25 protein-coding genes are annotated in these 21,785 nt (G+C 47.5%); 17 read left to right on the top strand and 8 right to left on the bottom strand.

The annotated features are described in order from the left end of the window. Window positions 1-77 precede the first annotated feature (77 nt). Window positions 78-1,790, top strand: coding sequence for a putative bifunctional diguanylate cyclase/phosphodiesterase (locus CWI73_RS02955; protein ID WP_126751473.1), 1,713 nt, complete (start codon window positions 78-80; stop codon window positions 1,788-1,790). Here CWI73_RS02955 and CWI73_RS02950 read toward each other — a convergent pair. Then, window positions 1,782-2,900 (bottom strand): DEAD/DEAH box helicase, encoded by a 1,119-nt coding sequence (locus CWI73_RS02950; RefSeq protein WP_126751472.1) that lies wholly within the window; start codon window positions 2,898-2,900, stop codon window positions 1,782-1,784. The genes CWI73_RS02955 and CWI73_RS02950 overlap by 9 nt on opposite strands. A 412-nt stretch (window positions 2,901-3,312) precedes the next feature. On the opposite strand from CWI73_RS02950, the gene CWI73_RS02945 reads away from it, so the two are divergent. From CWI73_RS02945 to CWI73_RS02910, 8 genes are all read left to right on the top strand, one after another. Further along, window positions 3,313-3,735 carry a hypothetical protein gene (locus tag CWI73_RS02945; RefSeq protein ID WP_126751471.1) on the top strand — a complete coding sequence of 141 codons (423 nt, stop codon included), beginning with the start codon at window positions 3,313-3,315 and terminating at the stop codon, window positions 3,733-3,735. A gap of 113 nt (window positions 3,736-3,848) precedes the next feature. Beyond that, window positions 3,849-4,349, top strand: a complete 501-nt coding sequence (locus tag CWI73_RS02940) for an SHOCT domain-containing protein (protein WP_126751470.1) — start codon at window positions 3,849-3,851, stop codon at window positions 4,347-4,349. A 93-nt stretch (window positions 4,350-4,442) separates the two neighbouring features. Then, the gene (locus CWI73_RS02935) at window positions 4,443-4,955 is read left to right on the top strand and encodes a hypothetical protein (RefSeq protein WP_126751469.1); all 513 of its coding nucleotides are present in this window, start codon (window positions 4,443-4,445) and stop codon (window positions 4,953-4,955) included. A gap of 22 nt (window positions 4,956-4,977) precedes the next feature. Continuing rightward, window positions 4,978-5,499 carry a GNAT family N-acetyltransferase gene (locus CWI73_RS02930; RefSeq protein ID WP_126751468.1) on the top strand — a complete coding sequence of 174 codons (522 nt, stop codon included), beginning with the start codon at window positions 4,978-4,980 and terminating at the stop codon, window positions 5,497-5,499. Window positions 5,500-5,629: 130 nt separating this feature from the next. Beyond that, the gene (locus CWI73_RS02925) at window positions 5,630-6,196 is read left to right on the top strand and encodes a hypothetical protein (RefSeq protein ID WP_126751467.1); all 567 of its coding nucleotides are present in this window, start codon (window positions 5,630-5,632) and stop codon (window positions 6,194-6,196) included. Between the two features lie 138 nt (window positions 6,197-6,334). Beyond that, a complete protein-coding gene (locus CWI73_RS02920) occupies window positions 6,335-7,570 on the top strand; it encodes an acyl-CoA dehydrogenase family protein (RefSeq protein ID WP_126751785.1) in 1,236 nt (411 codons plus the stop codon). After that, window positions 7,563-8,645, top strand: coding sequence for a phosphotransferase family protein (locus CWI73_RS02915; protein ID WP_126751466.1), 1,083 nt, complete (start codon window positions 7,563-7,565; stop codon window positions 8,643-8,645). The genes CWI73_RS02920 and CWI73_RS02915 overlap by 8 nt, the downstream gene beginning before the upstream one ends. Window positions 8,646-8,674: 29 nt before the next feature. Further along, a complete protein-coding gene (locus CWI73_RS02910) occupies window positions 8,675-9,445 on the top strand; it encodes an SDR family oxidoreductase (RefSeq protein WP_126751465.1) in 771 nt (256 codons plus the stop codon). A 7-nt stretch (window positions 9,446-9,452) separates the two neighbouring features. Here CWI73_RS02910 and CWI73_RS02905 read toward each other — a convergent pair whose 3' ends face one another. Beyond that, entirely contained in the window at window positions 9,453-9,905 is a 453-nt protein-coding gene (locus CWI73_RS02905; protein ID WP_126751464.1) for a hypothetical protein, read from the bottom strand. Between the two features lie 102 nt (window positions 9,906-10,007). Between CWI73_RS02905 and CWI73_RS02900 the strand changes: the two genes are divergently transcribed. From CWI73_RS02900 to glnS, 6 genes are read left to right on the top strand one after another with little or no spacing between them, the layout of a single operon-like run. Continuing rightward, complete coding sequence (locus CWI73_RS02900; protein WP_058578982.1) at window positions 10,008-10,271, top strand: hypothetical protein; 264 nt, start codon at window positions 10,008-10,010, stop codon at window positions 10,269-10,271. A gap of 29 nt (window positions 10,272-10,300) precedes the next feature. Further along, window positions 10,301-10,708 (top strand): hypothetical protein, encoded by a 408-nt coding sequence (locus CWI73_RS02895; RefSeq protein ID WP_088768004.1) that lies wholly within the window; start codon window positions 10,301-10,303, stop codon window positions 10,706-10,708. Window positions 10,709-10,722: 14 nt separating this feature from the next. After that, entirely contained in the window at window positions 10,723-11,478 is a 756-nt protein-coding gene (locus CWI73_RS02890) for a 5-oxoprolinase subunit PxpA (protein ID WP_126751463.1), read from the top strand. After that, window positions 11,471-12,199 (top strand): 5-oxoprolinase subunit PxpB, encoded by a 729-nt coding sequence (gene pxpB / locus CWI73_RS02885; protein ID WP_126751462.1) that lies wholly within the window; start codon window positions 11,471-11,473, stop codon window positions 12,197-12,199. Before CWI73_RS02890 ends, pxpB begins: the two co-directional genes overlap by 8 nt. Further along, a complete protein-coding gene (locus CWI73_RS02880; RefSeq protein WP_126751461.1) occupies window positions 12,196-13,149 on the top strand; it encodes a 5-oxoprolinase subunit C family protein in 954 nt (317 codons plus the stop codon). Before pxpB ends, CWI73_RS02880 begins: the two co-directional genes overlap by 4 nt. 48 nt (window positions 13,150-13,197) lie before the next feature. Then, window positions 13,198-14,883, top strand: coding sequence for a glutamine--tRNA ligase (glnS, locus tag CWI73_RS02875; RefSeq protein WP_126751460.1), 1,686 nt, complete (start codon window positions 13,198-13,200; stop codon window positions 14,881-14,883). Here the strand turns inward: glnS and CWI73_RS02870 are convergent. The 5 genes from CWI73_RS02870 to CWI73_RS02850 all read right to left on the bottom strand — a co-directional run bounded on the left by CWI73_RS02870 (window position 14,870) and on the right by CWI73_RS02850 (window position 18,108). Next, window positions 14,870-15,907, bottom strand: coding sequence for a saccharopine dehydrogenase family protein (locus CWI73_RS02870; protein ID WP_126751459.1), 1,038 nt, complete (start codon window positions 15,905-15,907; stop codon window positions 14,870-14,872). The genes glnS and CWI73_RS02870 overlap by 14 nt on opposite strands. A gap of 1 nt (window position 15,908) precedes the next feature. After that, on the bottom strand, window positions 15,909-16,355 hold the full coding sequence (gene fur, locus CWI73_RS02865; protein ID WP_126751458.1) for a ferric iron uptake transcriptional regulator: 447 nt from the start codon (window positions 16,353-16,355) through the stop codon (window positions 15,909-15,911). 46 nt (window positions 16,356-16,401) lie between these two features. Next, window positions 16,402-16,935: a flavodoxin FldA gene (gene fldA, locus CWI73_RS02860; protein ID WP_126751457.1), complete on the bottom strand. Its 534-nt coding sequence runs from the start codon at window positions 16,933-16,935 to the stop codon at window positions 16,402-16,404. Between the two features lie 93 nt (window positions 16,936-17,028). Next, the gene (locus CWI73_RS02855) at window positions 17,029-17,244 is read right to left on the bottom strand and encodes a DUF2788 domain-containing protein (protein ID WP_053952347.1); all 216 of its coding nucleotides are present in this window, start codon (window positions 17,242-17,244) and stop codon (window positions 17,029-17,031) included. A gap of 87 nt (window positions 17,245-17,331) precedes the next feature. Then, window positions 17,332-18,108, bottom strand: a complete 777-nt coding sequence (locus CWI73_RS02850) for an alpha/beta fold hydrolase (protein WP_126751456.1) — start codon at window positions 18,106-18,108, stop codon at window positions 17,332-17,334. 107 nt (window positions 18,109-18,215) lie between these two features. On the opposite strand from CWI73_RS02850, the gene CWI73_RS02845 reads away from it, so the two are divergent. Together CWI73_RS02845 and pgm are read left to right on the top strand one after the other, a co-directional pair. Continuing rightward, window positions 18,216-18,704 carry a replication initiation regulator SeqA gene (locus CWI73_RS02845; RefSeq protein ID WP_126751455.1) on the top strand — a complete coding sequence of 163 codons (489 nt, stop codon included), beginning with the start codon at window positions 18,216-18,218 and terminating at the stop codon, window positions 18,702-18,704. After that, the gene (gene pgm, locus CWI73_RS02840; protein WP_126751454.1) at window positions 18,704-20,344 is read left to right on the top strand and encodes a phosphoglucomutase (alpha-D-glucose-1,6-bisphosphate-dependent); all 1,641 of its coding nucleotides are present in this window, start codon (window positions 18,704-18,706) and stop codon (window positions 20,342-20,344) included. The genes CWI73_RS02845 and pgm overlap by 1 nt, the downstream gene beginning before the upstream one ends. Before the next feature lie 7 nt (window positions 20,345-20,351). On the opposite strand, the gene CWI73_RS02835 is transcribed toward pgm, so the two are convergent. Continuing rightward, window positions 20,352-21,650 carry an MFS transporter gene (locus CWI73_RS02835; RefSeq protein WP_126751453.1) on the bottom strand — a complete coding sequence of 433 codons (1,299 nt, stop codon included), beginning with the start codon at window positions 21,648-21,650 and terminating at the stop codon, window positions 20,352-20,354. Window positions 21,651-21,785 lie beyond the last annotated feature (135 nt).

The raw sequence follows: 21,785 nt of genomic DNA, 5'->3' as shown, positions 1-21,785 counted from the left end.
AACAATATTATCAATTATCTTCTATGCTTAATGTAAGTTCGACGTCTCACCGATAAATTAAGCAACGGCTAATTTTTATGACGAATAACCGCGACAAGCAAATTAGCGAAGCACGGTTCCATAAGCTCTTCGATGATACACAAGCTATGTCTATTCAAGGCTATCGCGTGGATGGCTCGGTCGTCTATTGGAATGCCGCTTCAGAAAGGATATACGGTTATTCCACCAGCGAAGCGCTTGGGCGCAGCCTTTTTGACTTAATTATCCCTCATGAGATGCGCGACGAAGTAAAGCAAGCCGTTGCTTGGATGTTTGACAACGAAGAGGGTATTCCACCAGCGCGATTGAACCTCAAACATAAAGACGGCTCCACGGTGCCTGTGTATTCAAGCCATACGGTCGTTTCCCTGCCGAATGATGAACCCATTATGTTTTGTATGGATGCGGATATGCGTTCATTAGAAATGGCTGAAGCAGAAGTTCAGCGCCTGTCTTATTATGACTCACTAACTGGGTTACCCAACCGTCGTTTGATACTGGAGCGAATAACCAGCGCTATGCGCAACACAAGCAGTGATACCTCCGCTGCTGCGTTGCTTATCGTTGATATTGAGAAGTTTCACAGTATTAACGATAGTCTGGGCTACAGTTTTGGTGACAGGGTGCTGGTAAGTTGCGCTGAATCTTTGCAGCAATTTAGTTCTTCTCCAGATGACCTGGCTCGTCTTGGTAAGGATGAGTTTGCTCTTGTTTTACCTTGCTCGACATCCTCACTCGATGCTGTTGCAGCAGAGGCCGAACTAATGGCAACTCAAATTCTTCAAAAATTAAAAGCGCCATTAATTCTTGATGGACGGTCGCACCAACTCAATGCATGCATTGGAATTACGCTTTTTCATTGTCCCGGAATATTATCCGGAGACGAATTGCTGCGCCAGGCGGATATTGCTCTTAAAATGGCGAAACGCTCCAATACCACTGATATTAGCTTTTTCGACTCACAGATGGAGTCATCGGTTAAAAAGCGCTTAGAAATATCACAGGCGCTAAATCACGCTGTCGACAATGACGAACTGGCTCTGGCGCTGCAACCGCAAGTCGATCAGAATCAGAACATTACTGGCTTTGAAGCGCTTCTTCGTTGGCATCATCCTAAGTTTAAGACACTCTCGCCCAATGACTTTATTCCTATTGCCGAAGCGAATGACAGTATTATCGCGCTGGGTGACTGGGTCTTAGAAAAGAGCTGCCAACTACTGGTGAAATGGGGCGCTGAAAAGAGCAGTGAAAGCTTTAACATATCTGTCAATGTTAGCCCGGTTCAGTTTCGTCGTGGGGACTTTGTCCAGCGCGTGAAAAATATCCTCAAAACCACTGGCGCAAACCCCAAGTGTTTATGCCTTGAACTGACAGAGAGTCTCATAGCCGACGATATTGATTTTATTGTTGAGCAAATGGCCAGTCTGCGTGAACTGGGCGTGTCGATTTCGCTCGACGACTTTGGCACTGGCTATGCTTCTTTAGCTTATCTCACAAGGCTGCCGCTTGACGAACTCAAAGTTGACCGAGCTTTTGTGCGCGACTTAGATGGACACAGTAAAGGGGCGTTATTAACCGAAACCATTATTAGCTTAGGTCGCAGCATGAACCTTACCGTCATTGCAGAGGGTGTGGAAACCGAACAACAGTTCAAGCGTTTGCAGAATATGGGGTGCGAGCATTTCCAGGGGTACTTCTTTGGTAAGCCTTCTACAGATATTGAGCATTATTTACCAAGCAAGTCACTCTAATTTACACCGCTCAATCGTCTCGCCTATTAGCTTTTCAATGGCTTTCAGCGCTTCAGCGTCCTCGTCTGTAACCAAAGAAATAGCATGACCAGTTTGACCGGCTCTGCCAGTACGGCCAATACGGTGTATGTAGTCTTCCGCGACGTGGGGGAGGTCGTAATTGATAACGTACGGCAGCTTTTCAATATCAATGCCGCGTGAGGCAATATCAGTGGCGACAAGCACTTGTACCTTACCGCCTTTAAAATCAGCCAATGCTTTGGTACGGGCGCCCTGGCTTTTGGCGCTGTGAATAGCCGCTGCCGAAAAGCCGGCTTTATCCAGCTGCTTAACTAGCCGGTTAGCCCCTTGCTTAGTGCGCGAAAACACAAGCAATTTGGGTTGCTCCAGACTTTTCAGTAGTTTTAATAACAGTCCCAGCTTTTGGCTTTTTTGTACTTCATACACTGTTTGCTCAATAGGCTCGGCAGTGGCGTTGGCTGGTGCCACGGCAATTTCGACCGGGCTTTTCAGCAAGCTTTTAGCCAGCGCTCGAATGTCGTCAGAAAAGGTTGCCGAGAACAGCAGCGTTTGGCGCTTAGCCGGCAGTAACTTAATAATGTTCTTAATGTCGTGAATAAAGCCCATATCAAGCATGCGGTCGGCTTCATCCAGAACCAGCACTTCTAACTTAGGAAAGCGAACCGCGTTTTGTTTGTATAAGTCCAGCAGGCGGCCCGGCGTTGCCACCAGAATATCCACGCCTTTGCGAAGCTTCATCATTTGCGGATTAATTTTCACACCACCAAACGCCACCGCGTAATTCAATGGCAGACCTGCGCTTAAATTTGCAACGTTCTCACTCACCTGAGCCGCTAATTCTCGAGTGGGCGTTAAAATAAGCACACGCGCTGTGTTTGCCTTGGCGCGCTTTTTACCTTTCAGAAGCTCTAAAATAGGCGCCGTAAAGGCCGTTGTCTTTCCCGTACCCGTTTGCGCTGCGGCCATGACATCTTTCCCTGCAAGCACCAACGGAATTGCCTGCGCCTGAATAGGTGTAGGTTCGCTGTACCCCTGACGTGAAAGGGCAGTAAGGGTTTCAGGGGAAAGTTTGAGATCAGAAAAGGTCATGTAATTGTGTGCAGTTTGGTGGTGGTTAGGGTGGGTATTGTACGTTAGATGTGATGTGTTTGGTACGGGGGGGGGGAACGGCTCGTTATTAGTGGCTCGCTGATTCAACTGCTGGTGGTGATGCTTGGCGCATATCGGTCGGCGAAGTTGCTCGATTTAGTATTGCCTTATGGGGTTAACTCTTTTATCGTCATAGATATAACAAAAAATTAAAGTCTCATATTGCGCATTAATAAGAGCGAAAGTGAGCATGCTCGAATAGTTTTTCGGGAAAGTTTGAATTAATGGTGAAAATAGTAGTTATTATCAGTTGTTTAAGACGGTTTAGAGTGCTGTTTTTGAGCGCTATAAATGCGCATGCGCAGTATATAAATGTTATGTGAAAAAATCACTGGGAGAGTAAGTGGTCAATTTGGGTGACTTAAAGAATTGGATGCAGGTAAGCGGAATACTGACTATTCCCTTTATCGTTATTGCTTACCTAAATGAATTTGGGCTTGGCCACTTCCCGCAACCTGAGGAGTTTTCTTGGCTCCTTGGGTTAGTATACTTTTTCGTTGTGGTCGGGTTTGCTTTTTTGGTGTCTGAGGCGATTTTCATAGCAATCAAGGTACTTGAAATTATTGTTTGTAAAATCATGCCTTCACAGTTCTATAGAGTTGGAGCCGTGTTCGGATTCTTCGCGATATCATTCATATCATTCGGGCTCCTAGGGTTTTATAAAACGGGGCCAATTGAAGGGGTTAAGGACACTTGGTTTATAGCTGTGGGAACCTATGGGCTATTTATGATCAGGCTTCATATAGAAGCAAGAAAAACAATTTCCGGCCGGTAACTTCCGCACATAACAATCCAAGGCAGCGGGACATATTTTTGCTTCGCTGCGCTCAAAACGCAAAAATATGCCCCTGCTTGGGGGCGTTATATTTCACTACAAGGAGTCCATCCATGAAAAAAGAATCCAAGCATGTAAAAGCGTTCAAAGAACGTCATGCGCAATCAGGAGAAAATGTAATTGCATGGGCCGATGGCTATATTGGCGAAATGATGGGGAAGGGAGATAAAACCCAACACAACGGGGTTTTAATCGTTTCAGAAACTCGTGTAATTTTTTATAGAAAAGGCCTCATGGGTGAAGTTTTAGAAACAATACCTCTAAAAAGTATTACCTCAGTAGAACGCCAATCCCTTTTAGGGCATAGAGTTATTCGCCTCCATGCAAGTCATGATGATCTTGAATTTAAAACCTTTGAAAAAGAAGGTGAAACAAGTCTGGTCAATGCAATCGAGGCTGGCAGAAGCCAGCAAAGCGTATCTAGCGCAAAACAAATTGAAAATAATTCTGACCCCATAGAAAAATTAAAAAAATTAGCTGAATTAAAAAACTCAGGTGTAATTACAGAAGAAGAATTTAATACAAAAAAATCAAAACTCTTGGAGGAAATGTGAAATATAACAAGTTGCCCAACGTCGCACACTTCGTGTGCTGGACGCGCTTCGCGCGCCCGTTGGCAAAACGTTAAGAACAAGAAAAACAATATTATGGCATCAGGCACATCAAATAAATTAACAGGGCAGGTCGGCGAACATCTGGTGTCGGCAGTACTGGGTACGTTAGGTTACTACGCTTCTCCGTACTCTGGAAATGTGCCTGGGTTTGATGTTACAGCCGTGCATTCCGAGTCATTAAAGTCGTTTCCTGTTCAGGTTAAAGCAAGTACTAGGGGAGCTCTGGTTCAGTCCACAATCGATAAGTGGTGTAATCACAGTATTGATAAGAATAATCGTCAAACACTGGGCGAATTGACACCTCTCAAGCACCCTGATTTGATATGGATTTTGGTGCGGTTGCCTGACTCAGGGGTCAGTGGAGCTAGATTCTTTATCTGTACTGAGCGTGAAATACAGAAGAAAATTGTCGATAGGTACGTGGCTTTCATGGAAAAGCACGACTACCGCCGCCCTGGAGGCGGGGCTTCACCGCAAGCGATACTCAATATCAAAGACGTTGCTGAGTTTGAAAATAACTGGGAAATTCTTTCGGTTTACCAATAACCATTGCTATAAAAGGGCTTCCATGAAAGTACTTTGCGAAACAGAACGGTTATCTATAAGACAGTTTGAGTTACGCGATGCTCCTTTTATTGTCCGCTTACTCAACGATGACTTGTTTATACGGTACATCGGCGATAAAAACGTTCGTACGCACGAAGACGCAATTAATTATCTTAAAACTGGCCCTATGGCTAGCTATGAGAAGCACGGCTTCGGTCTTAACTTGGTTTGCCTAAAAGAAACGCACACACCAATTGGTATGTGTGGCTTACTGAAACGAGACGAATTGGATAATCCAGATTTAGGCTACGCTTTTTTGCCCGAATACAGTGGTAAAGGTTATGCGAGAGAGGCTGCGGAAAATACGCTAAAAACCGTTATGAAAACCTGTTCACTCGATACGGTCGTTGCTGTCACTCTTCCCGACAACTTTAGATCAAATAAGCTGCTGGAAACTATTGGTTTCAGCTTCAAAGAGACAATAGAACTGTATGGGACACAGAATAACCTTTATGAATTTAAAAGCTTAGGTGCTCTTTGCTGAGGAAACGATGTCTGTCTTTCGACTCACAGGTGTGAGTTAACAGAGTTGAAACTTTTCTTCAGGTTCACAGTCAGATTCTTCCTAAATAAACATTTTATTAACATTAATAACTAATAAACTAGGATGAACTGTGAAGAAATTAAAAGCACTCTTGATTGCTATAACACTCAGCGTTGTTACCGGTTGTAGCAGTATCCCTCTCAGTACCATGATTAAGTTAATGAACTTAAACCCTTTAGAGGCAGATCCTAATCAAATCGTTGTTGCCGTGAAATCTCCTGACGAGGTAGATGTAAGAGATGGAGATGTGGTGATTGACTTTAGTTTTAGAACAGGCAACCCAGATACTAGCTTCAGCTATAGTTATCCTGTGATTGTTGACTCAAACTATGTAATACCTGTAACACTAAAAAATGAGCTTGAGAAAGACGAGCAGTTTACGGTGATGCGTTTATCTGAAAAGGACGCTCAATTAATGAAGCAAGGGCAGGAAGCGATTCGCAAATATCGTAGTGCACATGAGGAGGGTGGGGCTGGTAGCATCAATGTAAGATTGTTATCGGCATGCCAAAGCAAGGAACTCACATGGGGTAATTCCGAATTAGATGTTTATTTGAAAGTTGATCAGACTGATGAATTTTTGTTGTTCTTAGATGACATAGATCTTAGCGAGTTAGATATTAATAAAGACTGTTGAGCTTGAGGCGAGCTCATGGATGAGCTCGCAGCGTACCCAAACTCACATCACTTGTTTTGCTCCATCCTCCAACTCTGGTTGTACCACCAACACTTTCACGTCTACAATGCTGTTAACTATTCGTTGGGAGCGGGCATTATGGACTTTTCCTACAGTGCGAAAACAAAGGACTATTTGGCGCGGCTTGATGCCTTTATGCGCGAGCATATTGAGCCGTATGAAGACCAGTATCAAAAAGAGAATTATCGACTGAACAGCACGCCTAATTGGCGTGAATGGCAGGTGCCACCGCGAGTAGCTGAGCTTAAGCAGTTGGCGAAAGAGCAGGGGCTTTGGAACCTGTTTTTGCCGGATGACGAACTGGGCGCTGGCTTAACGACATTGGAATATGCACCACTGGCCGAGCGCATGGGGCGCAGTCTGCTAGCGCCCGAGGTATTCAACTGTAATGCGCCCGACACCGGGAATATGGAAGTGCTGTATCACTTTGGCGATGACCCGCAGCAAGAGCAGTGGTTAACGCCGCTTTTAAACGGCGACATTCGCTCGGTGTTTTGTATGACCGAACCCGATGTCGCGTCCTCTGACGCCACCAATATGCAAACCACCATTGTTGCCGACGGCTCCGACTGGGTTATTAACGGCCGCAAGTGGTGGAGTACGGGGTTAGGGCACCCTGACGCTGAAATTGCCATGGTTATGGGGCTGACCGACGAAGACGCGGAAAAGCACCATCGCCACTCTATGGTGTTGGTACCGCTAGACACCCCAGGCGTTAACATAGAGCGCATGCTGCCGGCGTTAGGTGAATACGACGCGCCTTATGGTCATGGCGAGGTGGTGTTCGACAACGTGCGCGTTCCCAAAGAGAACATTATTGTCGGCCCCGGTGCTGGTTTTAAAATTGCGCAGGGGCGCTTAGGCCCGGGGCGTATTCACCACTGTATGCGGGCTATTGGCGCGGCAGAACGGGCACTAGAGTTATTCATTGAGCGCGGTACGTCACGCATCGCTTTCGGCGAACCGTTATTGAAGCTGGGCGGCAACAGCGAGCGTCTGGCAGACTTGCGTGTTGCGATTGATCAAGCGCGTTTACTGACCCTGCATGCGGCCTGGCAAATTGACAACATTGGCGCCATGAAGGCCATTAAAGAAATATCCGCTATTAAGCTGGTGGCACCAAATGTGCTGCAAAAAGTGGTGGATGAAACCATGCAGCTGTTTGGTGGCGCATCTATGTGCCACGACACACCATTACCGGGGTTACTGACTGTGGCCCGTTCATTACGTATTGCCGATGGACCCGATGCGGTGCACCGTGCGACCATTGCAAAAAACGAATTAAAACAGTGGAAAGGGCGTATTAATGACTGACGCGTCAACAATAACGGATCAAGCGAGCGAGGTTCGCGAAGAGGAAGCGTTGCCGGTTGAAGCACTGGACAACTGGCTGACTGAGAACATAGGACGTGAGCTACCGGACAACCGAGGTGAGCTCAGAATTACGCAGTACACCGGTGGTGTGTCGAACTGGACGTACCGCTTAGACTATGACGGTTTAGCGTTAGTGTTACGTCGCCCACCGGAGGGGACAAAAGCTAAGTCAGCCCATGACATGGGGCGTGAATACCGCTTACAAAAGCGTTTACGTCCGGCGTTTCCCCATGTGCCTCGTATGCTGGCGCACTGTAAGGACGAGTCGGTTATTGGTGCTGAGTTTTACGTTATGGAGCACATTACCGGCATTATTCCGCGTCGCCGTTTCCCTAAAGGTCTGGACCTAAGCGCCGGGCAGGCACGTCAGCTTTGTACGAACGCACTCGACAAGCTTATTGAATTGCATAATGTCGACTTAGACAGCACAAGGTTGCGTAAAATAGCCAAAGGTAAGGGTTATACCGAGCGTCAGGTTAACGGCTGGTGCAGTCGTTATGAAAAGGCGAAAACCTGGAATGTGTTTGGTGCTAAGTCAGTCATGCGCTGGCTTAAAGAAAATCAGCCAGAGAACGAGAAAATATGTCTGGTTCATAATGACTTTCGGTTAGATAACCTGATTCTGAACCCGGAAGATCCAACTGACATTATCGGTATTCTGGACTGGGAGCTGGCAACCCTAGGCAATCCGTTAATGGACTTAGGTAATTCACTGGCGTATTGGATAGAAGCGAGCGATGACAAAGTGGCACGAGCAACCAAACGTCAACCGAGTGACTATCCGGGCATGCTAACGCGCAAAGAAATTATTGATTACTACTGCGAACGCACTGGCACCAAGGTGGAAGACTTTGCCTTTTATGAGGTGTTTGGCTTGTTTCGCTTGGCGGTTATTGCGCAGCAAATTTACTATCGGTACCACCATAAGCAAACCAATAATAAAGCTTTTAAGAACTTCTGGTTCCTGGTGAATTATTTGCTGTGGCGCTGCCGTCGCCATATCGCTAAAGCTTAACGAATTATAATAAAAAAGAGAGCTCAACAATGCCGCAAGAACGGAAAACTATTTTAATTACCGGTGCCAGCTCTGGCTTAGGACAGGGTATGGCACGTGAGTTTGCTGCAGAAGGCAAAAATTTATGTCTGTGTGCCCGCCGTTTAGATCGCTTAGAGGCGCTAAAAAACGAACTGGAAGATAAGCATTCAGGTATAACCGTCAGCATTAAAACGCTGGACGTAAATGCTCATGACGACGTATTCCGTGTGTTTCAGGCGTTTAAACAAGAGCAGGGACACATTGACCGCTTTATTATTAATGCGGGCATGGGCAAAGGCGCGGCGTTAGGTACGGGCTACTTTGAGGCTAATAAAGCCACGGCAGAAACAAACTTTGTAGCGGCGCTGGCGCAATGCGAAGCGGCTATGGAAATTCTGCGCGAGCAAAAGCAGGGCCATCTGGTGACTATTTCGTCCATGAGTGCCTTCCGTGGTATGCCACGGGCAATGACGGTGTATGCAGCAACCAAGGCCGGGCTGGCGTCGCTAACCGAAGGTATTCGTGCGGATTTAATGAAAACTTACGGCAGTAATAGCCCGATAAAAGTGTCGACCATTTATCCGGGGTACATTCGCTCTGAAATTAATGAAAAAGTGAAAAACACACCATTCATGGTGGATACGGAAACAGGTTGTCGCTTACTGGCAAAAGCCATTAATAAAGAGCCAGTAAAAGCTTATGTCCCTTACTGGCCCTGGGCGTTAATGGCATTCCTAATGAAACGTCTGCCGCTTAAATGGGTGTTAAAGCTGGCTTAGCTCTCGGTTATTCACCAGAACAATCGGCGTCGCCGGCGGTAGACACTTGCACCGGCAGTGACTGACTTACTCCGTTGGCGTCGTTATATAAAAATACCGGTTCCACCAAGTTCATATTGCCGCGATCACCGTCGTGGTTAATGTCCAGTTGCTGATCGCTCAGCGTTAATTTCATGCAGCCGTCGTGCTCGGTTGTCAGTATACGCTGCCACTTTTCAACACGAGGCTCATAAAGCCACACTTCATGCCCTTGCCACTGCTTGTCACTACCGCGCTCACACCAATAAGTATGCGCTTCTAACGAACCGTCGCCATTATTCACCAACTGTTGAATGCCGCAGTCTTCGTCGGTGGGTAAGTCGGGCTGCATGGTCGTTTTTTGATAAATAACCGCACTGCCAAGAATAACCCCAACGGTAATAATAATGGCGGCAAGTGCTATCAGAATTCGTTTTAACATATGGCCTCAGAAGCTGATACAGTATAGAGTCATTACAGTAAAACGATTAGTATAAAGCGATTAACAACAAGAACAACTATAAGAACAAAACGCGGGGGATGTATGTGGCAAAGAGTACTTGCTCTTTTAATACTAATAGCCGGGCTGTTAATGGCGGTTTTGGGTGTTGTTAGTGACAACGATACCAATGTTCGTTTGGCCGGCGCGGCATTGATGTTGGTAGGTATTATTTGGCTGTATCGCCAACCAACGCTGAGCTCGCTCGACTCAAAAGGGCAGACAGCACCGTTAAAATGGTATCAGTCGCCTATTTTGTGGATACCCATTATCGCGATTATTATTTTTATTATCAGCCTCTTCGTTTAAGAGCCTAATTAGGACATCGGGAATTATTCATGGATTTAAAAAAGCGGATTGTTATTTTAGCCGGTGCAGTGGGGCTATTTTTCTACTCAGCCACTCAAGAGCAGCTGATTAGCGTTATAGCGGACTACAATCTGGGTTGGTATCAGCTGGGCTTACCTATTGCCTGGGGTGTGGTACTGGGCGGTGTGTGTGCGCTGTTGAAATTCCGTTGGTTGCTGTCGTGGTTACCACCAGTCGTTTTAGTTGCTAGCGCGATAACGACCATGGGCATTATTGGTGGTGTGGCGGTTTATGTGAAACACCAGCTGTTTGTGCTGGCGTTACCGCCGCTTCAACTGGGCGCTGTCGGCATTGGTTTGTATTTGTTTGCGGTCAGTTTGACGCGCCTGCTGGGCGACATTGAAGCACGCAGTTCAGAGAAAGAGAAAAAATCATAAATAAAGAGTCGTAAATGAAGAAAGTAACGCTTAACGCAGACATTGGTGAAAGCTTCGGTGCCTGGAAATTGGGTGCCGACGAGCTCATTATGCCGCATATAGATTGTGCGAATATTGCCTGTGGTTTTCATGCGTCCGACCCATTAACCATGAAAAATACGGTGCGTTTGGCGAAGGAGTATGGCGTTACCATTGGTGCGCACCCAGCGTATCCTGATTTGGTCGGTTTTGGGCGTCGGCACATGGCCTGTAAGCCGGAAGAAGTTACCGCAATGGTGCAGTATCAGGTAGGGGCGTTACAGGGTATTTGTACCGGAGAGCGAGCCAAAGTGGAATACGTAAAGCCACACGGTGCGCTGTATAATGACATGCTGAATGACGGACCACTGTTCGACGCTGTATGTCAGGCCATTTCGGCCTTACAGGGGAATGACGAGTTGCCGCTTATGATTATGGCAACACCGGAGAACCACGCATGGAAAGAACGTGCCGCACAATTTGGTGTGACCTTATGGTTTGAGGGCTTTGCTGACCGCGCCTATGACGACAACGGTAAGCTTCGCTCGCGTAAGCACGACGATGCGGTACACAGTGAAACTGAGGCTATGCTGGAGCAGGCACAGGCCTTTACCGAAGGAAAGCCCATTACCAGCGTTAATGGTACGCCACTGAGTATTCAAATTGATTCGTTATGTGTGCATGGCGACAACCCCCGGGCCATAGACACCGTCAAACAGTTGAGAGAAATAGTAAAAGGAAGTGATGAGTAACGCAGAGAGTGCTTTTCCTAAAATAGTCACCGCCGGTGCTGACGCCATTTTGGTGTATCTGGGCGAAGGTATTGACCCCGAGGTGAACGATCGAATCATGGCACTAACTAACCGTGTTAGCAGCGCATTAGGTAACAACCTCTATGATTTGGTGCCTTCATACAATTCTCTGATGATCTACTACAACGTGCTGTCGCTTTCTGAGGACGAGCTGCGTGAATGTGTGCGTAAGCTTATTGATGAATTGCAGCAAGACGGTGATGCAAGCGGTGCTTCCAAGCAGAGCGCCTTGCATACCATTGACGTTTACTACGACCCCAGCGTCGGGCCAGATTTAGAGCGTGCGGCAGAGCAAACCTCCTTGTCGATTGACGGCATTATTAAAATGCACACCGAGCAAGAGTATCGAGTGTACGCTATGGGCTTTGCGCCGGGGTTCGCATATTTAGGTGAGTTGCCCGAGAAGCTGCGCTTGCCGCGTTTAGATAACCCAAGAACCAAAATACCAGCGGGCAGTGTGGCCATAGCAGAGGCGCAAACCGCCGTGTATCCGTCTGTGTCGCCGGGAGGCTGGAACATTATTGGCCGTACGGCAGAAACCCTCTATGACCCGCAGGCAGACAATATTAGCCCAATGAAGGTAGGCGACCGAGTGCAGTTTAAAGCGGTGTCGAAAGACGAATTTGAGCAAGCCGGTGGCTCGCTGGAGTCGTTGTCATGATAAAAATTCTTGATGCAGGCATGAGAGCGACGGTTCAGGATTTTGGCCGTTTCGGGTATTTGTCCAAAGGATTAACCCGCGGTGGACCGGTGGACGAACACGCATTTTTATGGGCAAACCGGTTGCTTGGCAACAGCTTTAACGCAGCCCAGCTCGAAATTACTCTGGGCGGTTTGGAAGTTGAGTTTCAGCAAGATGGCTGTTTTGCACTGACTGGCGCTGACGCCGAGGCACACCTGGATGATGAGCCGTTAACTCTGTGGCAGAATTTTGAAGTGAAAGCCGGGCAACGCTTGAAAGTTGGCTATGCCAGAGCAGGCTTACGCTTATATTTGGCGGTGCAGGGTGGTTTTCAGGTAGAGCCAAAATGGCACAGTTGCGCCACGGTTGAACGCGATAGTGTCGGTGGCTTGTCGGGTGACGGCTCTCCGTTGCAAAGCGGTGATACGCTAAGTTTTCACTGTGACACACCGCAACCGTCCAGGCGCGTGAGTTGGGCGTATCGCAGCGACTACACGAAGACTCCCGTGCTGGGGCTTATCCCAGGGTATCAGTATGACGACTTCCCAATGTCGGTGCGTGAAGCCTTTTGCTACGAAGATTTTGAAGTCAGTAAAGACAGCAACCGCATGGGTATTCGTCTAGCCGGCAAAGCGCTGAAAACGCCGAGACAAGGTTTAGTTTCCGAAGGCATTAACATTGGTTCGGTTCAGGTACCGTCCGACGGACAGCCCATTATTATGATGCACGACCGGCAAACGCTGGGCGGATACCCGAAACTGGGGGTTATTAACCCGGTCGACTTAGGCAAGCTGGCGCAATTACAGCCGGGCCAAAAAGTGCGTTTCAGCCGCGTTGAAGCGTCGGTTGCACAACAGCAGTTGCGCCGCTTTTATCAGTTTTTTAATGTGCGTCTGCCTTGTCAGGGCGGCGATAACCTGCGATCATAGCGCCTTTCTAATTTCCCGTGTTCATTCTGTAGCGGAGACAAAAACTTAATGGCTGATACCGATTCTCGTCCCAGTAACTTTATTCGCCAAATTATCGATAAAGATTTGGCCAGTGGTAAACACTCTACGGTGCATACCCGTTTTCCGCCGGAGCCGAATGGCTTTCTGCATATTGGTCATGCCAAGTCGATAGTTCTGAACTTTGGTATTGCGGAAGACTACAAAGGTACCTGTAACTTACGTTTTGACGACACCAACCCTTTGAAAGAAAAGGTCGACTACGTTAATTCGATTAAGCAGGACGTTGAGTGGCTGGGGTATCAGTGGGAAGGCGAGCCCCGTTATTCGTCAAATTACTTTGATCAGCTACACGCCTATGCGGTAGAGCTTATCGAGAAAGGCTTGGCCTATGTCGACTTTTCGCCGCAGGAAGAAATGCGCGAAATGCGTGGCACTTTAAAGGAACCGGGTAAAAACAGTCCTTATCGTGATACTTCAGTGGAAGAGAACCTGAAGCACTTTGCTGACATGACCGCCGGTAAGTACGAAGAAGGCAAAGCAGCGCTGCGTGCCAAAATTGATATGAGCTCGCCGTTTATGTGTATGCGTGACCCGGTTATTTACCGTGTGCGTTTTGCGCATCATCACCAAACCGGTGACAAGTGGTGTGTCTACCCAATGTACGACTTTACCCACTGTATTTCTGATGCGTTGGAAGGTATTACGCACTCTTTATGTACGTTGGAGTTCCAGGACAACCGTCGTCTGTACGACTGGGTGTTGGACAACATCAGCATTGACTGCCACCCGCAGCAAATTGAGTTTTCGCGCTTAAATCTGCAATACACGGTGATGAGCAAGCGCATTATTAATACATTGGTGGAAGAAGGCAAAGTAACCGGATGGGATGACCCCCGTGTTGCCAGTATTGCTGGCTTGCGCCGCCGTGGTTACACACCAGAGTCTATTCGTGAGTTCTGCCGTCGTATTGGTGTCACGAAAATGGATAACCAGGTTGAAATGAGCATGCTCGAAGCCTGTATCCGTGACGACTTAAACGAAAATGCGCCGCGAGCAATGGCAGTGATGGATCCGGTAAAAATCGTTATTGAAAACTACCCGGAAGACCAAACCGAGTCGCTGAATGCGCCAAACCACCCGAATAAACCAGAAATGGGCGAGCGTGACGTTACGTTCAGCCGCGAACTTTGGATAGAGCGCGAAGATTTCCGTGAGTCAGCGAATAAAAAGTTCAAACGCCTGGTGTTGGATAAGGAAGTGCGCTTAAGAAATGCGTACGTTATTCGAGCCGATAGAGTTGAAAAGGACGCTGACGGCAACATCACGACCATTTACTGTCACTACGACGCTGATACGCTGGGCAAAGATCCTGCCGACGGTCGTAAGGTCAAAGGTGTCATTCACTGGGTGTCGGCAGAAACGGCGAAGGAAGCGGAGTTCCGTGTGTACGATCGCTTATTCCAGGTGCCAAACCCGGCTGCCGAAGAAGACTTATTCTCAACGCTGAACCCAGAGTCTTTGGTCATTAAGAAGGGCTTTGTGGAAGCGAACCTGGAAAATGCAAAACTGGGTGAAAACTTTCAGTTTGAACGCCTGGGTTACTACTGCTTAGATACGGATGCCGAGAAAGAAGGGCGTCTTATTTTCAACCAAACGGTCGGCTTACGAGACAGCTGGGCGAAAATAGAGCAGCAACAGGCTACTGAATCGTAAATTGGTCCAGTAGCTTAGCGCCGTATAAACGAGAGGGGGTGTAAAAGCCCCCTGTGTGTTTCTGGCTTAAGGTATGCACGGCCAACTCAACAGCACCTTCGGCTGTTAACGAGTAACCGTTTTTCACTTTTACGCGCCGCTCTTTCTTGTTGCCGCGGTCATCTGAAATTTCGCCCCAAACATAGGTTGGGTTGTCTTTTCGTTCCTTCTCTTCCGGACCTACTGGCTGAGACTCGAGCTTTTGCTTCAGTTTGCGCTGTACCCACTTCCAGTTAAAGACAAAGCGGAACCAGTTCATGCGGCGCATTTTCTTGACTAAACGCGGGCTGGCCGGAATGTACACCTCAATGTTGGGAATGTCAGTGGTGTAGTAAGCGGTTGAAACGTCGCCCCACGGAATGGTCATGGCGCATTTTTTACCGTTACCAAAGTCTATCCATTGCGAATGCCAGGCGTGCGGTACATCGACGATTTGTCCATTTACCCGCGCAGCGCCACCGCGGCCTAAGCGTTCAATACTGGTTTTAGCGGTGCCGCGACTCATGCGCGAGCCGGAATCAAAGCCGAGTTTTAAGCGCGTTGCTTCGGGCATTTGTGCGTTTAAACGCGCCGCCACACAGTCGGTTGGAATAACGTCAAAGCCAACACCAGGACATAGTACAATACCGGCGTCTTTGGCTGCCTGATGTTTGGAGTGGGCGTATTCGAACACATCAATTTCCCCGGTAATATCCAGGTAATGTGTTTTGGTATCGATACAAGCTTGAATAAGAGGGGCGGCTGTTTTGCTAAACGGCCCGGCGCAATTCAGAACTAAATCGACATCGCTCAGTTGGCTTTTAAGAGTGTCGATATTGTCTAGCGGGAAACTGCGGTATGCAAATTCGAGATGACGCGCCACTGGCTCCAGTGACGCTTCATTACGACCGGCGAGAATAGGGTGGTAACCTCGGCGTTTGGCTTGATGTGCGATAAGCTTCCCTGAATACCCGTAGGCACCATAAATGAGCCATCGCAATGCCATACTATTCTGCCTCTATTGCCAGTTTGTACTCACAGTTTTCACCGCGCTGACACTCGCCGTACAAATACAAGCTGTGGTTGGTCAATTTGAGCTTATTCGCGGTAGCTACCTTTTCCTGGCGGTCTTCGATGACGTCGTCTTCAAACTCAAAAACGTGACCGCAGGTCAGGCATACTAAATGGTCATGGTGCTCTTTAGCGCTCAGTTCGAAAACCGAGCGACCACCTTCAAAGTGGTGACGAGTAATAATGCCTGCATCGTCAAACTGGTTCAGAACACGATAAACCGTGGCCAAGCCGATTTCGTCTTTTTGCTCAAGCAGGATTTTGTACACGTCCTCAGCGCTAATGTGCTGGTTCTCTGGCTGTTTTAGAATCTCCAGAATTTTCATGCGTGGGGACGTGACTTTTAAGCCTGCTTTTTTTAACTGTTCGTCGTTACTCGCCATAATTATTCTTAATCTCAGTCAAACTTAGTAAACAGCATACCCTGTATTAACTGTCATTTGCCAGTTCTGCCAGGCACATTTCTTCGTAGACTTGTTCGCACCACTTTTTAACGCGCTCTTTGGTCAGCTCCGGCTGTCTGTCTTCGTCAATACCCAGACCGACAAAGTGGTCGTCATCGACCAAGCCTTTAGAGTCTTCAAAGTTGTAGCCTTCAGTTGGCCAGTGACCAATAATAATGCCGCCTTTAGCTTCAACAATGTCACGCACCATGCCCATAGCGTCAAGGAAATATTCTGCATAGTCTTCCTGATCACCACAGCCAAAAATGCCGACTAATTTATCGGTAAAGTCGATTTCTTCCAGTTCGGGGAAAAAGTCGTCCCAGTCGCACTGAGCTTCGCCGTAGTACCATGTTGGGATACCGAACAGCAGTAAATCGTAATTGGCAATGTCTTCTTTGCTGGATTTAGCGATGTCTTTTACATCGACCAGCTTTTTTCCAAGCTCTTTTTGAATCATCTGAGCGACGGCTTCTGTGTTGCCTGTATCGCTACCAAAGAAAATTCCAACCGTTGCCATAAATTATTTTCACCTGTTTATACGAATCAACAATACTGAATGGATTATTTCGTAATTAAATAGAACGCAACCATTCAGTGACGTAAATAATTTTTAAATACCCGACTCCCACAGGACTTGGATAATGCCTTTTGCAATGAAGCCAAAACAACCCAGGAATAATACTAGCCAAACAATAATTTGGCCAAACTTGGGTACTGAGGAGCGTTTTAAAACGTCTCGTATTGCCAGACCAATCAGCAAGAAAAGAATTCCAAGCGTTATATTGGTACCAAGAATTTCGAGTTGTTCATAATATTCAGCCAACATACAACGACTCCTTGCTGACATCTGTCACTAATACGGGACTTATTTTAAGCCGCCGTAGAATAGCATAAAGTCGGTAAAGTAGCGACCTTAGGCTGTTAGAAAGTCGCGCACCAAACGGTTAAATATACGAGGTTTTTCGGCGTGTAGCCAATGACCTGTGTCATCGATAACCTTAACTGATGCATTGGAAAAACGTTTTTTCACGGCGTCTTCGTGTTTCTCTGTCAGGTAATTCGAGTTTCCGCCTTTAATAAAAAGCGCTTTTCCATCGTAGGTATTTTCACTTACAGCACCTGAGATTTCACTGTAGCACTCTTTCAGTGCGTTAATGTTTAAGCGCCACTGATAACCGTCGTCGGTGCGTTTCAGGTTTTTCAGCAGAAACTGACGCACGCCTTTTTCAGCAATGGCATCGGCCAGCTGCTTGTCTGCGTCACCTCGGCTTTTAACCTGAGAAAGGTCTAGCCCACACAACGCGTCCATAATGCGGTCATGGGTGCCTTCATAAGCAGCGGGGGATATATCGACAAAGACCGCTGACAAGACACGCTCAGGGGAACTCATGGCAACTTCCATAGCAATCTTCCCCCCCATGGAGTGACCCACCAGATGAAACTTGTCGAGGTTAAGATCGTCCGCCAAAGCAATGATGTCTTTGGCCATGCTTGGATAGGTCATATCATTGCTGTGGAATGAGTCGCCATGGTTTCTGACGTCTGGCAAGACACAGAAAAAGTCAGACTCTAGCTCGCGAGCCAGTCGCTTGAGGTTGTCTTTGTCGCCAAAAAGTCCGTGAATGATGATAACCGCCGGGTTCTTAGAGTTACCAAGCGTTTCATGATTCAATTGTTTAGAGTCTGCCATCGAGTCGCCTTTAGTGATAAACTTTGCGGTCTATTTTCAAGGCTTTGTGGTGCCGATGCAAGCGACAAAGCCATACATAATGGTTTATTAGAGGTCGGTCATTAATAATGAAACGGATAGACATTGACGACGATTTGTACGCCTATATAGCTAGCCACACTCGCGAAATTGGAGAAAGTGCTTCCGATATTCTTCGCCGTCTGCTGGATGTTGATAGAACAACAGAGCCGGCATCTGCCAAGCCGGAAAAGACGAAAACAGACAGTGTTTTTAACCGCTTGAATGAGCAGGACGTGCGCATTCAAAAGAGTGTCGTCTCCCGTTTTTTATACATATTAAGCATGCTGTACAAAAGTCACAGTGACCGTTTTGCTGATGTGTTGGACATACGCGGCCGTGACCGTCAGTACTTTGCGCGCACCGAAGACGCGCTACTGAGCACCGGTAACAGCACCAATCCGAAACAAATACCCGATGCGCCGTACTGGGTTATAACCAACACCAATACGACCAAGAAAAAGTCAATGCTGACGCAGGTTGCAAAGACGTTAGGCTACAGCTCTGCTGATGCAGAAAAGATAAGGGATTTTTTATAATGGCAAATTCATCGCGCGCCGGGCAGTTGGCGCAAGCTAGTGACTTAACCAACATTGCACAGTTGACCAGTGCCTACTATGTGTACGAGCCAGACCCACGTAAAGCAGAGCAAAAAGTCAGTTTTGGTACTTCGGGTCACCGTGGTAGTTCGTTAAAGCGTTCCTTTAATGAAGCACATATTTTGGCGATAGCACAGGCGATTTGTGCGTACCGCGAAGAGCAGGGCATTACCGGTCCTATTTTGGTGGCTAAAGATACTCACGCACTGTCTGAGTCGGCGTATTTAAGTGCTTTAGATGTGTTTTTAGGCAACGGTCTGGAAGTGCATGTTCAGGCAGAGCACGACTACACGCCAACACCGGTATTGAGTCGAGCGGTTATTCAGTGGAACATGAAAAACAGTGCCAAAGCTGATGGCGTGGTTATTACGCCGTCGCACAACCCACCGCAGGACGGCGGCTTCAAATACAACCCGCCACACGGTGGCCCAGCGGGCGGTGACGCCACTAAGACCATTGAAAAGTACGCAAATGCGTTGTTGTCGTCAGGACTTATTGGCGTAAATACCTGCGAAAGCGAAGACGTTCTCGAGCACCCTGATTTGACGTTTGTGGACTGGCGCAAAGATTACATTGAGCACCTAACCGACTGTGTGGACATGGACGTTATTGCGAAAGCTAACTTAACGCTGGGCGTTGATGCCATGGGCGGCTCGGGTGCGAAATACTGGCTGCAAATAGCTGAGCATTATGGGCTAAATATTGATGTAAAAAATGCGGTGGTCGATGCGACCTTCTCGTTTATGTCGCTCGATAAAGACGAAAAGATTCGCATGGACTGCTCGTCACCTCATGCCATGGCGTCACTGCTGGAGCTGAAAGACAAATACGACTTAGGCATGGGTAATGACCCGGACTATGATCGTCACGGTATCGTGACTCCAACGCATGGTTTAATGAATCCGAACCATTATTTGTCAGTGGCTATCGACTATTTATGTAAGCACCGCTCCTGGTCAGACGCTGCCGCTATTGGTAAAACATTGGTGTCCAGCGCCATGATAGACCGAGTTGTCGCAGCGAATGGTCGTCAGCTCATGGAAGTGCCGGTTGGTTTTAAATGGTTTGCGGAAGGCTTGGCGGATAAGAGTATTGCATTTGCCGGTGAAGAGAGTGCCGGAGCAACCATGCTGGACCGCAATGGTGATACCTGGACGACTGACAAAGATGGTATTGTTTTAGCCTTGCTGGCCGCTGAGATTCTGGCGACAACGGGCAAGAACCCCAGTCAATATTATGACGAACTGTGCGAGCAGCATGGTACGTCGTTTTATCGCCGGGTCGATACAGCATCCTCAACAGAAATGAATCAGCGCTTTAAAGGCATTCGTGCTTATAAAGTGAAGTTGCCAACGCTTGCTGATGAAGCTGTGACGGATATTACGACCAAAGCGAAAGGGAACGACGCGCAGTTTGGCGGTATTAAAGTGACTACTGAGAACGGTTGGTTCGCGGCACGCCCGTCAGGCACAGAGCCTGTTTATAAAATATACGCTGAAAGCTTCGTTGGGGAAGAGCATTTAGACGCGATACTGCAGCAAGCCGCTGAGTGGGTCAACGACTTACTGGCTGAAAAATAACGTGCTATTAACGAAGGATAGCGTTACCGTCGATTTCGCTATCCTCGTCGTCTTCGTCTTCTTCGGGCGTCTCAGGTGCTTCTTCCGCCATTGACGTTAATAGCTCGTCAGAGGTTTGCGACGGTGCCAAAATAGCGAAGTTGCTGTGCAACTGGTCTTCTGCTTTTGCACGACGAGTCACGCGATACATAGCGTACAAGCAAATAAAAGACGTTAAGCCAGCCAATAGTAAAAAGAAGAAGTTAATTGCACCAAATTGCATCAGAGCCGCAACCGCTGGTGCGCCGATGATAGATCCTGCCCCGCTGATTTTTATAAGGGCGCCTGTTGCACCAAGCATTTGATCTTTTTCCAAATAGTCGTTGGTATGAGCCATACCTAACGAGTACATCGGTAAAATAAAGGCGCCCAATAGAGCCACGGCGACGTATATCAGTATAGCGTTGGATGGGCCCAGTTGGGACAAAATGACGGCCATTCCAGTACCACCGCCGGCACAAATAGCAATAACAAAACGACGGTCGATTCTATCTGACAGCAATCCAAATGGTGCTTGCGAGAGCAAGCCACCAAAAATAAACGACGCCATAAAGACAGTAATTTGAAAGACGTTTAATCCAATATAGGATGCATACATGGGGCCGATACCGTAGAACATCGCGTAACAGGCTTGAATAACGAAGGAGTTAACAACACCCAGTGGTACCGTTTTGAACAACAATGAAATAGGGACCTTTCGACTGTCATGTGTGGTTGGCTCTACCGTCACGCTCACGAGTATTGGAATTAATGCTAAGTTGATAAGAAGCGCCACAATAGCGAACGCGACAAATCCGGCTGGATCAGCTACGCCTAAAATTAACTGTCCGGCAATAAGGCCTGAGTATATAATAACTAAGTAGATTGAAAGCAGCGTGCCGCGGCTTTTATTGTCGGCCATGGTATTCAACCAGCTTTCAACAATGACGAAAATACCGGAAATGGCGAAACCGGTAATAAAACGCATAACAAACCAAACAATTGGATCCACCCATATTGCCTGAACTAAGATGCTGGCCGCGGCGAGAGCTGCTAAGCCTCCCAGAGACCGGATGTAACCGACACGGCGAATGTCTTTAGGTGCTCGGGTTGACCCAAATAGGTAGCCGATAAAATAGGCTGACATGATAAAACCGGTAACCAAAGTACCGAAATCTTCGATAGTGGCACGTAAACTTAACAGGGTACTGGTCATACCCACTACAACACCAATGAGACTGATGCTGGTAAGCAGTGAGCTGATTCCCCGAAGTTGTTGTTTTAGCATGTCTTTACCGCTGTTTTTGAATTTAAGGCAATCATAGCGTCAGTTGCCTTTTTTTCATAGGGGAGATTCCCACAAGCTTATCCACAAGTTGTTACTTGCTGTTCTGGTTTTGGCTGTTTAATATGCTCTCAAAGT

It is taken from the genome of Idiomarina piscisalsi (assembly GCF_003987095.1).
In the GTDB taxonomy this organism is placed as follows: domain Bacteria; phylum Pseudomonadota; class Gammaproteobacteria; order Enterobacterales; family Alteromonadaceae; genus Idiomarina; species Idiomarina piscisalsi.
The sequence above is the reverse complement of the archived record's forward strand: the minus strand, read 5'-3'. Positions and strand labels throughout refer to the sequence as shown.